Raw genomic sequence first — 15,187 nt, forward strand, 5'->3', positions numbered from 1 at the left:
GTGAAAGAAGAAGAAAGGGGGTCGGAATTCCGGGCATTCCGTCCAGATCCGGGAGCACACTAACCGTCAGCACGCCCCGTCAGTCCCCCCGGTCGATTCCATTACCTCATTACGGCGATCTTGTGCCGCGCGGCGTTTGCGAGCGGGTACGGCGACATTCAAGCCAGGTCGAACACCCGTCCACCCCAACGGACTTGCCGGGTTCCCTCACCGGTCGACGAGGAACATCGCCGCGTCGTCCGCGAGGCGGTGCCCGGTGTGGCGCAGGAGCAGGCGGTGCAGCCGGTCCAGGAACTCCTGCGCGCCGGGCGCCCCCTCCACGGCTTCCATCGCCTCGGGCAGGGCGAAGAACTCACCGTCGCCGTCGCGCGCCTCGATGACTCCGTCGGTGTACAGGAGCAGCCGGTCCCCGGGCGCGAAGGAGTAGCCGTCGGCGGCGCCGGGTGGCCCGGTGATGAACTCCGCCAGGCCGAGCGGGGGCAGCGGACGACCCGGCTCCAGGGCGCGGACCGCGCCGTCGCGGAGCAGCAGCGGAGGCGGATGGCCGCGGTTGACCACCTCGACCACGGGCCCGTCCGGCACCTGCGCCACCAGCACGGTGACGAATCCTTCGACGAGTGCCTCCGGGTCGATCACTCCCGGCACGGCGGCGTCCCGCAGCAGCGCCGCCTCGCAGCGGCCGACGACGCCCGCCAGTTCGTCCTCGTAGTACGCGGCCTCCCGGAACGCGCCCAGCACGGCCGCTGCGGCCCGGACGGCCGGCAGCCCCTTGCCCCGGACGTCCCCCACGATCACGCGGACCCCGTACCGCGTCTGCACGGCCTCGTACAGATCGCCGCCGATCTGCGCCCCCGTCTCGGCCGCCAGGTACATACCGGCCACCCGGAGGGGGCCCAGTCCGACCGGCACGGGCCGCAGCACGGCCTCCTGCGCCGCCACGGCGATCCGGCGGACCTGGTCGAGCTCGTCCTCCCGCCGCCTGCGGACGGTACTGCTCGTCGCGAGGCTCGCCAGCGACACCAGGAACAGGGCCAGGAAGTTGGTGTAGACCTGCTGGCTTCCCCAGGCCCCGTTGTAGGTGGCGGTGGTCACGCTCACGGCCACGGCCAGCGCCACCGCCACCAGGGTGCCCTTCGGGCCCATCGCCACCGCGGCCAGCGCGGGCGTGGCGACCAGCAGGGGGCCGGTGTAGACCACGTGCGCGGGCGTGAATTCGATGATCAGCACCGAGAGCGCGATCACGAAGGGCAGACACTCCGCGAGTACGAAGAGGACCTGGTGGTGGCCGCCGGCCCCCGGGCGGGCAGGCAAGCGGAAGGGCGTCCGCATGGGTCCAGCCTGCGCCGCCGAAGCCGTCCGCCGCCACCGTTCGCCCGTGCGGGGCCCCTCAGGCATGGCGCGCGCCGCCGAAGGGCATGTGACGCGGTGCGGGCGTCGGGGCGCCCGTTTCCCGGCCCCGTCCTCCTGCGGAGCCGGGCTCCTGCGAGCCTTGGAGCGGTGGATCCGGATGAGCAGCAGCCCCGAGCCGCGGGTCTCCCGCCGGGAGTTCGACGCGATCTTCGCCGAGGTCCGCACGTGGGGGCGCTGGACCCCGGCCGACCGGGGCGCCTGGAATCGGGTCACCCCGGAGCACGTACGGCGGGCCGCCTCCCTGGTCCGGTCGGGAACGGCGGTGGCGCTGGGCCTGCCCTGGGACACCCGCGGCGGACCGGACAACCGCAGGCCCGCCCTGCACCACATGACCGACCTCGGCGACGTGGAAGCGCCGGAGCCCGCCACGTACAAGGACTTCCTCGCGGTCGACTACCACGGCAAGGCCGTGAGCCATCTGGACGCGCTCTCCCACGTCGCGTACGGGGGACGGCTCTACGACGGCCGCCCGGCCCGCGAGGTCATCGGCGCCGGGGGCGCCCGGTTCGGCTCGGTGGCGGCGCTCGGCCCCCTCGTCACGAAGGGTGTGCTCCTCGACCTGCCGGCCGTCCTCGGGACGGACTGGCTGGAGCCCGGGCGGGCCGTCCACGCGCGGGACGTCCTCGCGGCGGAGCGGGCTCTGGGGGTGACGATCGACGAGGGCTGCGCGGTGCTGCTGCGCTCCGGCCGCTTCCGCCGCAGCCGGGAGCTCGGGCCCTGGGACTCCGGCGCCGCGAGCGCGGGCTTCCACGTGGACGCGCTGCCGCTGCTGGCCGAGCGGGGGGTCGCCCTGCTCGGCGCCGACGGGGACAGCGATCTGCGCCCCTCGCCGGTCGAGGGGGTCCACTCCCCCGTCCACGCCCTCGCCGTGGCCGCCATGGGGGTGCCGCTGCTGGACAACCTGGACCTGGAGTCGGTCTCGGCCGCTTGCGCGGAGGCGGGCCGCCACGAGTTCATGATCGTCGTGGCACCGCTGAACGTGCCGGGAGGGACCGGTTCCCCCGTGGATCCCGTCGCGGTCCTCTGATGCGGCCGCATGCGGATCCCGGCAGATCCACATGCGGACAAATGGGTGGGAATATACTCGGAAAGCACTTGCTCGGTGTCAGCGCTGCGCTGTGGCGCCCCGCCGCGACCGAGCGCTCGGTAAGGGGAAGTGATGCGTATGGGGGCCACGGGAGAGCAGATAGGCCCCGCACGCTCCCGTGAGCGGTTCCTGGTGGGCGACCCCGTCGCGGACGGGGTACGGAGCCCGATCCTGAACTCGTGGCAGCGCTGCCAGTCCCTCGGACTCTCGCCGGACCAGACGGACCTCCCCTACCGGGACGACTTCGACCCGGACAGCCGGCTCGTGCACGCGGCGCAGCCCGTGCTCGACCGCCTGGCGTCCCGCTTCGCGGGCAGCCAGATGAACGTCTCCCTCGCCGACGGGAACGGAACGGTGCTCCAGCGGCGCTTCGGCGAACCCGCGCTGGCCCGCACCCTGCCGCCCATCCAGACCGTCCCCGGCTTCGTCTTCGCCGAGCGGTTCGCGGGGACGAACGGCATCGGCCTCGCACTCGCCGAGCGCCATCTCGTGCAGGTCTACGGGGCCGAGCACTTCGCCGAGCGCTCCCAGTCGAACGCCTGTTCCGCGATCCCGATCCGCGACCGGCTGAGCGGGCACATCGTCGGCGTGCTCTGCTTCGGGTACCCGCACGGCTACGAGCACCCGCAGCTGCCCGCCCTGGTCCGCAGGGCCGCGGAATCCATCGAGCGGCGGCTGATGGAGGAGCGTTCGGAGCGGGAGCGCGCGCTGCTGCGCGCGTACCTGGACGCCGGCCATGCGGCCCGGCCCGGCGCGGGTCCGGGCGAGGGGCCGGCCATCGGGCTGGAGGAGCTCGGCGACAGCGGTCTGGACCTGAGCGATCAGATGATCCTCAAGGAGAAGGCCACCGAGCTCATGACCGGGACGCAGCGGGCCGCGGTGGAGGTGCTCCTGCCCCACGGACGGGGGGTCACGCTGCTGAGCAGTCCGGTCACGAGCCTGTCGGGGGTGGAGGGCGTCGTGGTCGAGGCCGTGTTCAGCGGCGAGCCGCCCCCGGCGCACCACTTCTCCCCCGCGACCGGCCGCGCAGCGCGGCCTTCGGCGCCTGCTCCCGGTCCCTCCGCCCCCGGCGGGGTCAGGGGCCTGGTGCTGGTGGGCGAGCCGGAGGTCGGGAAGTACGCCGTGGCCGCGCGACGCCGCCTGGAGCTGCTGGCCGAGGCCAGCACCCGGATCGGCACCACGCTGGACGTGACCCGCACCGCGCGGGAGCTGGCCGAGATGGCGGTCCCGCGCCTGGCCGACTACGTCACCGTGGACGTGCCGGAGGCCGTGCTCCGCGGCGAGGAGTCCGCCGATCCGCGGAGCGAGCTGCACCGCACGGTGGTCCACGGCATCACCGAGGACTGTCCCTTCTACCCCGCCGGCCGCCGGGTGGAGCTGCGCTCCGGCACCCCCCACATGCGCTGCCTGGACAGCGGGCAGGCGGTCCTGGAGGCCGACCTCCGCGAGGCGGTCGGCTGGATCGACCAGGAGCCCGAGCACGCGCGGCGGATCCTCGACCGCGACGTGCACTCCCTCATCTCCGTTCCCCTCCTCGCCCGCGGCGTCCTGCTGGGCATCGCCAGCTTCTACCGCTCGCAGGACCCCGCCCCCTTCGGGGAGGACGACAGCTGGCTGGCGCAGGAACTCGCGGCCCGCGCCGCCCTCTGCATCGACAACGCCCGCCGCTACACCCGCGAGCACACGCTCGCCCTCGCCCTGCAGGAGAGCCTCCTTCCGCGCGGCGTGCCCGAGCAGGGGGCCGTCGAGGTCGCCCACCACTACCTGCCCGCCGAGTCGGGGGTGGGCGGTGACTGGTTCGACGTCATCCCGCTCTCCGGCACCCGCGTCGCCCTCCTCGTGGGCGACGTCGTCGGCCACGGACTGCACGCCGCCGCCACCATGGGCCGCCTCAGGACGGCCGCCCGCAACTTCGCCGAGCTGGAGCTCGCCCCCGACGAGCTCCTCACCCACCTGGACAACCTCCTGGTTCGCCTGGATCGGGAGGAGGGCGGTGCCGAGGACTGCGGCAGCACCGGCATCGTCGGCGCCACGTGCCTCTACGCCGTCTACGACCCCACGTCGCGGGTGTGCACCATGGCGCGCGCCGGGCACCCCCCGCCCGCGCTCGTCCACCCCGGCGGCCGGGTCACCTTTCCCGAGCTGCCCGCCGGACCGCCGCTGGGCCTGGGCGGCCTGCCCTTCGAGACGGCGGAGATCGAGCTTCCCGAGGGCAGCACGCTCGTCCTCTACACCGACGGGCTCGTCGAGGACCGCGAACGCGACATCGACGTCGCCCTCGACCAGCTGAGCCACACCCTGGCCGAGCCGGACCGCTCTCCCGAGGAGACCTGCCGGGCGGTCATCGACGCCATGGCGCCCGAGCACCCCGAGGACGACATCGCGCTGCTCGTGGCCCGCACCCGTACCGTCCCCGCCGAGCGCATCGCGACGTGGAACGTGTCCGCGGACCCCTCCCTGGTGGCCGGGGTCCGTGCCGCCGCGACCCGCCAGCTCGCCGACTGGGGGCTCGACGAGCTCGCGTTCGCCGCCGAGCTGATGCTGAGCGAGCTGGTCACCAACGCGGTCCGCTACGGCACCGAGCCCATCCAGGTACGCCTGGTCCACGACAGCGCGCTGATCTGCGAGGTCTCCGACGGCAGCAGCACCGCCCCGCACCTGCGGCGGGCGGCCAGCACGGAGGAGGGCGGCCGCGGCCTCTTCCTCGTCGCACAGCTCGCCCGCGCCTGGGGCACCCGGTACACACCGCACGGCAAGGTCATCTGGGCCGAATGCGCCCTGGACGCGGCCTGACGGCCGACATGTCGCTCATATCCGTATAACCACCAGTAGCATCACCGGTGTCCTCACCGGCCTCGTCCCCACCTCTTCAGGCTGTACCTGCTGCACCTGCTGCACCTCCCCCCAGCACCACCTCCCCAGGCGGCCCCGGAGAAGTCCGTGCATGACACTCCCGCCACTCCCGACACCCCGACGCCACCACCCCCACCCCCGCGCCCGGGCGGAGCACCCCTGGTCCGGATCCGCGGCCTCGCGAAGCGCTTCGGCGGCACCGTCGCCCTGGACTCGGTCGGCCTCGACGTCCACGGAGGCAGCGTCCTGGCGCTCCTCGGTCCCAACGGCGCCGGGAAGTCCACCCTCATCAAGGTGCTCGCCGGGGTCCACCGCGCCGACGAGGGCGAGGTGACCGTCGCCGGGCACCCGCTCGGCTCCGACGCCGCCTCGCGCGCCATGTCCTTCATCCACCAGGACCTCGGCCTGGTCGCCTGGATGACCGTCGCCGAGAACATCGCCCTGGGCACCGGGTACGCGCGGCGCCGCGGCCTGATCTCCTGGCGCCGGACCCGGGAGCGCTGCGCCGAGGCCCTGGACGTGGTCGCCGGGCACCTGGACGCCGACGCGCCGGTGGCCGGCCTCGCGCCCGCCGAGCGCTCGCTGGTCGCGATCGCCCGCGGCCTGGCGAGGCGGGCGGAGCTCTTCGTCCTGGACGAGCCGACCGCCACCCTTCCGGCCGCGGACTGCGCGCGCCTCTTCGACGTGCTGCACGCCCTGCGCGACCGGGGGCACGGAATCCTCTACGTCAGCCACCGGCTCGACGAGGTGTACGAGGTCGCCGACGCGTTCGCCGTCCTGCGCGACGGCCGCGTCGTCAGTCAGGGACCGCTCGCGACCTACGGCCCGGCCCGGCTCGTGCGCGACATCGTGGGCCACGAACCGGCCGGCCGGCCGCCGCCGGCCGCCGTTCCCGCGCCCTCCGGGCACCCGCCGGTGCTGTGTCTCGACGGTGTGCGGACCGAACGCACCGGGCCCGTCAGTCTGGAGCTGCGCGAGGGCGAGATCCTCGGCATGGTCGGTCTGACCGGCGCCGGACACATGCACCTCGGCCGCGCCCTCGCCGGCGCGCTGCCGCTGCTCGGCGGGCGGGCGCTGCTCGACGGCCGTCCGTACCGCCCCCGTACGATCGCCGCCGCCCTCGGCGCCGGGGTCGGTTTCGTGGCCGGCGACCGGCAGGAGGAGGGCTGCGCCGCGGAACTGACGGTACGGGAGAACTTCCTGGCCAATCCGCGGGCCGCCGGGGCGCCGGCCCGGCACTGGCTCGCCCCGCGGCGCGAGCGCGCGGAGGCGGCCGCCCTCATCGAGCGGTTCTCCGTACTCCCGCGCGACAGCGAGGTCCCGATCGCCACCCTGTCGGGCGGCAACCAGCAGAAGGTCATGGTCGGGCGCCCGCTGCGGGGGCGGCCGCGCCTGCTGATCCTGGAAGAGCCGACGGCCGGCGTGGACGTGGGCGCCAAGGCCTCCATCCACCGGCTCCTCGACGAGGCGCTGGCCGGCGGGCTGGCGGTGCTGCTCATCTCCACCGATTTCGAGGAGGTCGCCGACGTGTGCCACCGCGCGCTGGTGTTCGGACGCGGGAGGGTGGTGGCCGAGCTCGCGGGCGGGGCCCTGAGCGTCTCCGAGCTCACCCGCACCGCCTCGGCGATGCCGGCGATCACCGGAAGCGCGGGCCGCCGGTGAGCCCCTGGTCGTCCCGACCCGCGCGGCCGGGCCATCGGCACGGGCACGGGTACGGGCCTGCGCACGGGCACGGGCACTTCGTCGGAACGTACGGCCTGCTGGCCCTCACCGCCTTGCTGTTCCTGCTCTTCTCCGTCCTCCTGCCGGACACCTTCCCCACGCTGGACAACGTCTCCTCGATCCTCTCCGGCCAGTCGATCCCGGCCATCATGGCGCTCGGCGTGACGATCCCCATCGCGAGCGGCAAGTTCGACCTGTCCATCGGCTACGCGCTGGGCCTCGCGCACGTCATGGTGCTGTTTCTCATCGTCGAGAAGGGCTGGCCCTGGCCGCTCGCCTGCCTGACGGTCGTCGCCGGAGGCACCCTGGTCGGCGCCGTGAACGGGGTCATCGTCGAGTTCGCCCGCATCGACGCGTTCATCGCCACGCTCGGCACCGGCAGCATGATGTACGCCGTCACCGGCTGGATCACCGACGGCGGCCGGATCGTCCCCGGCCCCGACGGCCTCCCGGCCGCCTTCACCGACCTGTACGACGCGCGGTTCCTCGGCCTGCCGCTCCCCGCGTTCTACGTCCTCGGGCTGGTCGTCCTCTTCTGGCTGGTGCTGGAGCGGCTGCCGTTCGGCCGTTACCTGTACGTCATCGGCTCCAACCCCCGCGCCGCCGAGATCCTCGGCATCCCCACCCGCCGGTACTGCGTCTACGCCTTCGCCTGCTCGGGCACCGTCGTCGGCTTCGCCGGGGTGCTGCTCGCCGCGCAGCAGCAGATCGGCAACCCGAGCGTCGGCCTGGACTACCTGCTTCCCGCGTTCGTCGGCGCCCTGCTCGGATCCACCGCGATCAGGCCGGGGCGGGCCAACGCCATCGGAACGCTGGTGGCCGTGACCGTACTGGCGGTCGGCCTGGCCGGGATCGGCCAGCTCGGCGCCCAGTTCTGGGCCACCCCGCTGTTCAACGGCGCCACCCTGCTCGTCGCGGTCGGGCTGGCCGGCTACGCGGCTCGGCGGCGGCTGCGCAGCGACGCCGGGGCGGCGACGGACGACGGCGCCGCCGGGACGGGCACCGGAACGCGCACCGGGCCGAGCACCGGGCAAGGCCACGGCACCGGCACCGGCACCGCCGACGGCACCCTCTGAAACAAGGTCAGGAGCACCGTGTACCCGAAGTACCCGCACCGCAGGACCGTCCTCGCGGCCATCGCCCTGCTGGCGGCGGCCGTGCCCGCCGTCGCCGGCTGCGGGGGCGGCGGTTCGCCGGACGCCGGCGGCACATCGGCCGCGGGCTGCCCGGCCGTCCTCCAGGAGGCCGAGGCCGCCGTGCGGCGGGCCGAGAGCACCGACACCTCGTGGAACGGCCCGACCACGGGTCCCCGGGCGGTTCCCGGCAAGACCCTCGTGTACGTGGCCCAGACCATGACCAACCCGGGGGTGGCCGCGGTCGCGAAGGGCGTGCGGGAGGCCGCGCGGACCATCGGGTGGAGCGTCCGGGTGATCGACGGGGAGGGCACCCCCGCCGGCATCCAGGCGGCCCTCGGCCAGGCCGTCACCCTCAAGCCCTCGGGCATCGTGATCGGCGGCTTCGATCCCCGGCCCACCTCCCAGCAGGTGGCGCGGGCCGAGGCCGCGGGCATCCCGCTCGTCGGCTGGCACGCGGTCAGCGCCCCCGGCCCGAGCACCAGCCCCCCGCTGTTCACCAACGTCACCACGAAGGTGGAGGAGGTGGCGAAGGCCAGCGCGGACTGGGTCATCGCGCGCTCCCACGGGGCCGCCGGGGTCGTCGTCTTCACCGACGACTCGATCCCCTTCGCCGGTACGAAGTCCGAGCTCATCGAGCGTCGGCTCGCCGCCTGCCCGGGGGTCGATCTCCTGGCGCACAAGAACATCCCGATCCCGGACGCGAGCCGGCGCACCCCCCAGGAGGTCGCCTCGCTGCTGCCCCGGCTCGGCAAGAAGTGGACGTACTCGGTCGCCATCAACGACCTCTACTTCGACGACGCCGCGCCCGCCTTCCGCGCCGCCGGCAGGCCCGGCGCCGGGCCGCCCTTCAACATCGGCGCCGGGGACGGGGATCCGTCCGCGTTCCGGCGCATCAACAGCGAGCAGTACCAGGCCGCCACCGTCCCGGAGCCGCTCTCCCAGCAGGGCTGGCAGATCGTCGACGAGTTCAACCGCGCCTTCGCCGGCCGGCCCGCCAGCGGCTACGTGGCCCCCGTCCACATCGCGACGGCAGAGAACAGCGCCGGGGCCACCTCCTGGGACCCCAAGGGCTACCGGGAGGCGTACGAGAAGATCTGGCACGGCTGACCCGGCCGTGGTTGCGTGGATGGGCGATGCGCGCCTCACGGCCGGTGGGCGCGCCCGCGCAGCCGCTTGTAACCCCGGGGCGGCGCCGCCCGTCACATGCGCGCAACAGGGGCTTTCTACGTTGGGTGCCACGGGATCGACCTGCACACGGCCGCGGCGCCCGGGTGCCCGGGGGTCGGCCGGTGTTCTCCCAGGAGGTCTCCAGTGTCCGAAGCGGAAGCATCGAGCCGACGCGGACGGGAAGCGTCGGCAGGCCCCGCAGGGGACTCGGCGACCGGATCCGTCCGGACGGTCTGCTCCTACTGCGGTGTCGGCTGCGGGATCGTGCTGGACGTCACCCGGGGCGCAGACGGCCGCCGTACGGTGGCCAAGGCGGTCGGTGACAAGCGGCACCCGGCCAACGCCGGGCGGCTGTGCACGAAGGGCGCCACGCACGCCGACCTGCTGGCCGCCCCCGGGCGGCTCGGGACCGCGCTGGTCCGCGAGGAGCGGGGCGCAGGGACCGCCGCCGTGGACGTCGACACGGCCATCACCCGGACGGCCCAGCGGCTGCGGGCCGTCCTGGACACCCACGGCCCTGACGCGCTGAGCCTCTACGTCTCCGGCCAGATGTCCCTGGAGGCCCAGTACCTGGCCAACAAGCTGGCCAAGGGGTTCCTGCGCACGAACCGGATCGAGTCGAACTCCCGGCTGTGCATGGCCAGCGCGGGCAGCGGCTACAAGCTCTCGCTGGGCGCCGACGGCCCGCCCGGATCGTACGAGGACTTCGACCGCGCCGACGCCTTCTTCGTCATCGGCGCCAACATGGCCGACTGCCACCCCGTCCTCTTCCTGCGGATGATGGACCGGGTCAAGGCCGCCGGCGCCAAGCTGATCGTCGTCGACCCGCGCCGCAACGCCACCGCCGACAAGGCGGACCTGTTCCTGCAGATACGGCCCGGCACCGACCTGGCCCTCCTCAACGGGCTGCTCCACCTGCTGGTCGAGGGCGGCTGGACCGACCCGGCCTTCATCGCCGAGCACACCGAGGGCTGGGAGGACATGCCCGCCTTCCTGCGCGACTACCCGCCCGCGAAGGTGGCCGAGACCACCGGCATACCGGAGGCCGACCTCCGGCTGGCCGCCCGCTGGATCGGCGAGGCGGGCGACTGGATGAGCTGCTGGACCATGGGGCTCAACCAGTCCACCCACGGAACCTGGAACACCAACGCCCTGGTCAACCTGCACCTGGCCACCGGGGCGATCTGCCGCCCCGGCAGCGGCCCCTTCTCCCTGACCGGCCAGCCCAACGCCATGGGCGGCCGCGAGATGGGCTACATGGGCCCGGGCCTGCCCGGACAGCGCTCGGTCCTCGTCGAGGAGGACCGGCGCTTCACCGAGGAGCTGTGGGGTCTGCCGGAGGGCACGCTGCGCACCGACGCCGGGCGCGGCACGGTCGAGATGTTCGAGCGGATGGCGGCCGGGGAGATACGGGCGTGCTGGATCATCTGCACGAACCCGGTCGCCTCCGTCGCCAACCGCAGTACGGTCATCAAGGCCCTGGAGACGGCCGAACTGGTCATCACCCAGGACGTGTTCGCCGAGACGGAGACCAACGCCTACGCCGACATCGTGCTCCCGGCCACGCTCTGGGCCGAGGCCGACGGCGTGATGGTCAACTCCGAGCGCGACCTCACGCTGGTGCAGGGGGTCCTCGACCCTCCCGGACAGGCCCTGCCCGACTGGCAGTTGATCGCCCGGGTCGCCTGCGAGATGGGATTCGCGCAGGCCTTCACGTACGGCAGCGCCGAGGAGGTCTTCGAGGAGCTGCGCCAGGCCTGGAACCCCACGACCGGCTGGGACCTGCGCGGCGTCACGTACGAGCGGCTGCGCGGCGGACCGGTGCAGTGGCCGGCCGCTCCGGGCGGACCGGACCGCAATCCGGTGCGGTACGTCAACGACGGCGTCAGCCAGACCCTGGCCGAGCGTCCGGACGGCAGCCGTCCGCGACTGCTCTTCCCCACCGCCTCCGGGCGGGCCCGCTTCTTCGCCCGGCCGCACCTTCCCGCCGCCGAACTCCCCGATGAAGACTATCCGTTCGTCCTGAACACCGGGCGCCTCCAGCACCAGTGGCACACCCTGACCAAGACGGGCAAGGTCGCCAAACTGAACAAGCTCGCCCCCGGCCCGTTCGTGGAGATCCACCCGCAGGACGCGGCGGCCCTCGCAATCGCGGAGGGCGACGGGGTGGAGGTGGCCTCGCGCCGCGGCCGGGCGGTGCTGCCGGCCGTGGTCACCGACCGGGTGCGGCCCGGTACCTGTTTCGCCCCGTTCCACTGGAACGACCTGTTCGGCGAGTACCTCAGTGTCAACGCCGTCACCAACGACGCCGTCGATCCGCTGTCGTTCCAGCCCGAGTTCAAGGTCTGCGCGGTGACCTTGGCCAGGAGGCGCGCGCCGGTCCCCGTCACCACCCCGGACGGCGACGCGGGCGTCCCGGGCGGCTCCGGTGGCGCGCGCGGCGGGGAGACCGGTCCGGGCCGCACCACGACGACGCTGATGCACCACGTCACCGTCCGGCCGACGACCGCCCTCCCCGCCCTCACCTCGCTGTTCGGGCTGGACGGGCATGCGCCGCCCGCCCTCTCGGACCGGGAACGCCAGTACCTCGCCGGGTTCCTGGCAGGGCTCGCCTCCTCCCCGCCCGGTACGGACGTACCGCGGCTTCCCCCCGGCGCCCCCTTCGAGGAGGGACACTCGCTCTGGGTGGACGGGGTGCTCGCCGGCACGTACTCCCGTACGGCCGGCACCCTCGCCGCGCTGCCCCCGGGTGCCCCCGCGGCCACACCGCCCTCCGCTCCCGCGCCGGACCCGGTGGCTCCCGGGACGCCGGCGCGCCGGACCGTGGTCCTGTGGGCCTCCCAGACGGGGAACGCCGAGGAACTCGCCGCCACCGTCGGCGCCGCCCTGGCCCGGTACGGCTTCCCGGCCGGGGTGCACGCCATGGCCGACCGGCTCCCCGCCTCGCTCACGCCCGGCACGGACCTGCTGGTCGTCACGAGCACCTTCGGCGACGGCGAGGCCCCGGACAACGGAGCCGCGTTCTGGGAGGCGCTGAGCGCGGCCGACGCGCCCCGGCTCGAAGGCGTCCGGTACGCGGTGCTCGCCCTCGGCGACTCCTCGTACGCCTCCTTCTGCGGGCACGGCCGCCGGCTCGATGGGCGCCTCCAAGAGCTCGGAGCCCGGCGTCTGGTGCCCCGCGTGGAGTGCGAGCCGGAGTACGAGGAGCCCGCCGGGAGCTGGCTGGAGCAGGTACGCGCGGCCCTGGCCGCCCCGGCACCGGGGGCGGTGGCCCCTGCGGCGCCGGCGGGCGCGGAGCCTGCGCGGACCGGTGCCGCTCAGGGCAGGGCGGCCGCCGCCCCCGCCGGTGCCGCCGCCCGGCACTCGGCACGCCACACCGCCCGGCTGACCGGCAACCGGCTGCTGAGCCTGGACGGGGCCGCCAAGGAGGTCCGGCGGTTCACCTTCGACCTCGGCGAGGAGGGCCCGTCCTACGAGGCGGGCGACGCCCTGGGCGTCCAGCCGGTCAACTGCCCGGAGCTGGTGGCGGAATGGCTGGCCGTCACCGGGCTGGCCGCGGACGCCGAGGTCGCCGTACCCGGACACGACCGGCCCGTGCCCTTCGCCCAGGCGCTGCACCGGCACCTGGACATCACCCGCGTCACGCCCGACCTGCTGCGCTTCGTCGCCGAGCACACCGGCGACCGCAAGCTGCGCCGGCTGACGCGCCCGGACAACAAGGACGGCCTCGCCCGCTGGATCTGGGGACGCCAGCCCGTGGACGTCCTGGCCGAGTTCCCGGTCCGGCTCAGCGCCCAGGAGTGGGCCGAGCGCCTCAAACGGCTCCAGCCTCGCCTGTACTCCATATCCTCCAGCCCCCTCGTCGACCCGCGCGAGGTGAGCCTCACCGTCTCGGTCCTGCGCTACGAGGGTCCGCGCCGCCACCCCCGCAAGGGCGTGGCCTCCGCCTTCCTCGCGGACGCCGGACCGGGCAGTCCCGTACCGCTGTTCGTCCAGCGTTCGGCCCACTTCCGGCCGCCCGCGGATCCCGGGACGGCCGCCGTGATGGTGGGCCCGGGCACCGGGATCGCCCCCTTCATGGGCTTCCTGGACCACCGCCGCGCGCTGGGCCACCACGGCGGGAACTGGCTGTTCTTCGGCGAACAGCGCCGGGCCACCGATTTCTACTACCGCGAGGAGCTGGAGGAACTGCACCGGCACGGCACGCTCAGCCGTCTGGACCTCGCCTTCTCCCGTGACCAGCGGTCCAAGGTCTACGTGCAGGACCGGATGCGCGAACAGGGCGCCCAGCTCTGGTCCTGGCTCCAGGACGGCGCCCACTTCTACGTGTGCGGCGACGCGAGCCGGATGGCCAGGGACGTGGACCGGGCGCTGCGGGACGTCGCCGTGGCCCACGGCGGCCTGACCGAGGACGAGGCCGCCGCGCACCTGAAGCAGCTCTCCGCCGAGAAGAGGTACGCCCGGGACGTGTACTGACGGGCGTCGGCTCCGGGCGGGACCGTCTCAGAACCAGTTGATGGTGAGGGGGAAGGTGGTGGTGGCGGTGGTGGGGGTGGTGTCGGTGGCGGTGGCGGTGATCTGGAGGGTTCCGGTGGCCCAGGGTTTGCCGGTGATGCGGCCGGTGTTGGTGTCGATGGTGAGTCCGAGGGGGAGTCCGGTGGCGGTGTAGCGGATGGCGGGTTTGCCTCCGGTGGTGGTGAGTTGGATGGTGCAGGTCTGGTTGAACTTACAGGTCCGGGGTCCGGGATCGGTGAGTTTCAGATCACCGGGTGTGGGTGTCTGGGTCGGGGTGGGAGTGGGTGTCGGGGTCGGGGTGGGGGTCGGGGTGGGGGTTCCTCCTCCGCAGCCCGGGGTGGCCTCCGGCGGCAGCGGGACCCGCCAGATCTGGGTGTCGTTCTCCGAGCCGACGAGCAGGCTCGTGCAGTCGAAGTAGGTCACCGTCTCGCCCTGCGACTGGGCCGGCAGCGCGACGTCCGCCAGCTTGGTCCCCGCGGAGTCGTACACGGAGGCCGTGTTCGCGCCCAGCGGCCCGCCGCTGCGCAGGGTGTACGAAGCCCCCGAGGGCGAGAACGCGCCGTCGGTGGTGAAGACCGGCCCGGGCCGGACCGCGGTGAGCGTGTTGACCTGTCCGGTCTGCGGGGGCAGCGGGGCCTTGTACAACTGCCCAGCCGCTCCGATCAGTTTGCTCGCGATGTACAGCTGACCGGTGCCGGGGTCGGCGAGCAGGGATTCGGCGTCGTGCCGGCCGTCTGCGTAGGCGAACTTGTAGGTCACGGGGGTCACCGTGGCGTTGGCGAGCTGGTCGGGCTCGGCGAAGGAGTGCACGAGGATCTCGGCGCGGCCGCCGAAGTTGTCCCCGATGTCGCCGACCAGGACCACGGGGAGCCCGGCCGCGTCCTTGCCGATCGCGAGCCCTTCCCAGTCGGTGTTGCCGACGCCGGACAGGGTGTAGGTGGCCTTGAGTTGGCCCGTTGCGCCCGTGCAGTCGACGGCGAAGACCTGGTTGGTGTTGCCGCTGTCGTTGACGGCGTAGAAGATTCCGGGGTGCTTGCGGCTCATGGCGAGCCCGCTGAGTTCGGCCATGCCGGCGGGCAGCGTGCACCTGCGCTCCGGGGTGGGCGCGGCGGCAGCGGCCCCGAATCCCGGCGCTCCGGGAACGGCGGCTCGGCCGGTCGCGGCGCCGGCGGGGCCGGCCGTGAGCCATGCGGCGGCCGGCAGCACCGTGGCGAGGACCGCGGTCGCGAGGGCGGCGGCCCTGGGGGGTGTGAGGAGTCGAGACATGCGCACCATGTGATGGCACATCAGATGGTGC

Annotated in this window: 8 protein-coding genes; 6 read left to right on the forward strand and 2 right to left on the reverse strand. The window is 73.8% G+C overall.

Annotated features, from left to right (window positions below):
- Positions 1 to 207: 207 nt before the first annotated feature.
- A complete protein-coding gene (locus tag CP980_RS02665; protein ID WP_150492489.1) occupies positions 208 to 1,329 on the reverse strand; it encodes a PP2C family protein-serine/threonine phosphatase in 1,122 nt (373 codons plus the stop codon).
- 178 nt (positions 1,330 to 1,507) lie between these two features.
- Between CP980_RS02665 and CP980_RS02670 the strand changes: the two genes are divergently transcribed.
- From CP980_RS02670 to CP980_RS02695, 6 genes are all read left to right on the forward strand, one after another.
- Positions 1,508 to 2,437 (forward strand): cyclase family protein, encoded by a 930-nt coding sequence (locus CP980_RS02670; protein WP_132753651.1) that lies wholly within the window; start codon positions 1,508 to 1,510, stop codon positions 2,435 to 2,437.
- Between the two features lie 138 nt (positions 2,438 to 2,575).
- Positions 2,576 to 5,290, forward strand: a complete 2,715-nt coding sequence (locus tag CP980_RS02675; RefSeq protein ID WP_150492490.1) for a SpoIIE family protein phosphatase — start codon at positions 2,576 to 2,578, stop codon at positions 5,288 to 5,290.
- A gap of 147 nt (positions 5,291 to 5,437) precedes the next feature.
- Entirely contained in the window at positions 5,438 to 7,012 is a 1,575-nt protein-coding gene (locus CP980_RS02680; protein ID WP_150492491.1) for a sugar ABC transporter ATP-binding protein, read from the forward strand.
- On the forward strand, positions 7,009 to 8,148 hold the full coding sequence (locus CP980_RS02685) for an ABC transporter permease (protein ID WP_150492492.1): 1,140 nt from the start codon (positions 7,009 to 7,011) through the stop codon (positions 8,146 to 8,148). Before CP980_RS02680 ends, CP980_RS02685 begins: the two co-directional genes overlap by 4 nt.
- Before the next feature lie 81 nt (positions 8,149 to 8,229).
- Positions 8,230 to 9,315: a substrate-binding domain-containing protein gene (locus tag CP980_RS02690; RefSeq protein ID WP_229906903.1), complete on the forward strand. Its 1,086-nt coding sequence runs from the start codon at positions 8,230 to 8,232 to the stop codon at positions 9,313 to 9,315.
- A gap of 96 nt (positions 9,316 to 9,411) precedes the next feature.
- Positions 9,412 to 13,851 (forward strand): bifunctional nitrate reductase/sulfite reductase flavoprotein subunit alpha, encoded by a 4,440-nt coding sequence (locus tag CP980_RS02695; protein WP_150492494.1) that lies wholly within the window; start codon positions 9,412 to 9,414, stop codon positions 13,849 to 13,851.
- A gap of 27 nt (positions 13,852 to 13,878) precedes the next feature.
- Here CP980_RS02695 and CP980_RS02700 read toward each other — a convergent pair whose 3' ends face one another.
- Positions 13,879 to 15,156, reverse strand: coding sequence for a putative Ig domain-containing protein (locus tag CP980_RS02700; protein ID WP_229906884.1), 1,278 nt, complete (start codon positions 15,154 to 15,156; stop codon positions 13,879 to 13,881).
- Positions 15,157 to 15,187 lie beyond the last annotated feature (31 nt).

The sequence above is a fragment of the Streptomyces vinaceus genome, from assembly GCF_008704935.1.
GTDB classification, from domain to species: domain Bacteria; phylum Actinomycetota; class Actinomycetes; order Streptomycetales; family Streptomycetaceae; genus Streptomyces; species Streptomyces vinaceus.

Coding starts and splice junctions, on each gene's coding strand:
- CP980_RS02670 (WP_132753651.1), top strand. CDS start 1,508: ATGAGCAGCAGCCCCGAGCCGCGGGTCTCCCGCCGGGAGTTCGACGCG.
- CP980_RS02665 (WP_150492489.1), bottom strand. CDS start 1,329: ATGCGGACGCCCTTCCGCTTGCCTGCCCGCCCGGGGGCCGGCGGCCAC.
- CP980_RS02700 (WP_229906884.1), bottom strand. CDS start 15,156: ATGTCTCGACTCCTCACACCCCCCAGGGCCGCCGCCCTCGCGACCGCG.
- CP980_RS02695 (WP_150492494.1), top strand. CDS start 9,412: ATGCGCGCAACAGGGGCTTTCTACGTTGGGTGCCACGGGATCGACCTG.
- CP980_RS02675 (WP_150492490.1), top strand. CDS start 2,576: ATGGGGGCCACGGGAGAGCAGATAGGCCCCGCACGCTCCCGTGAGCGG.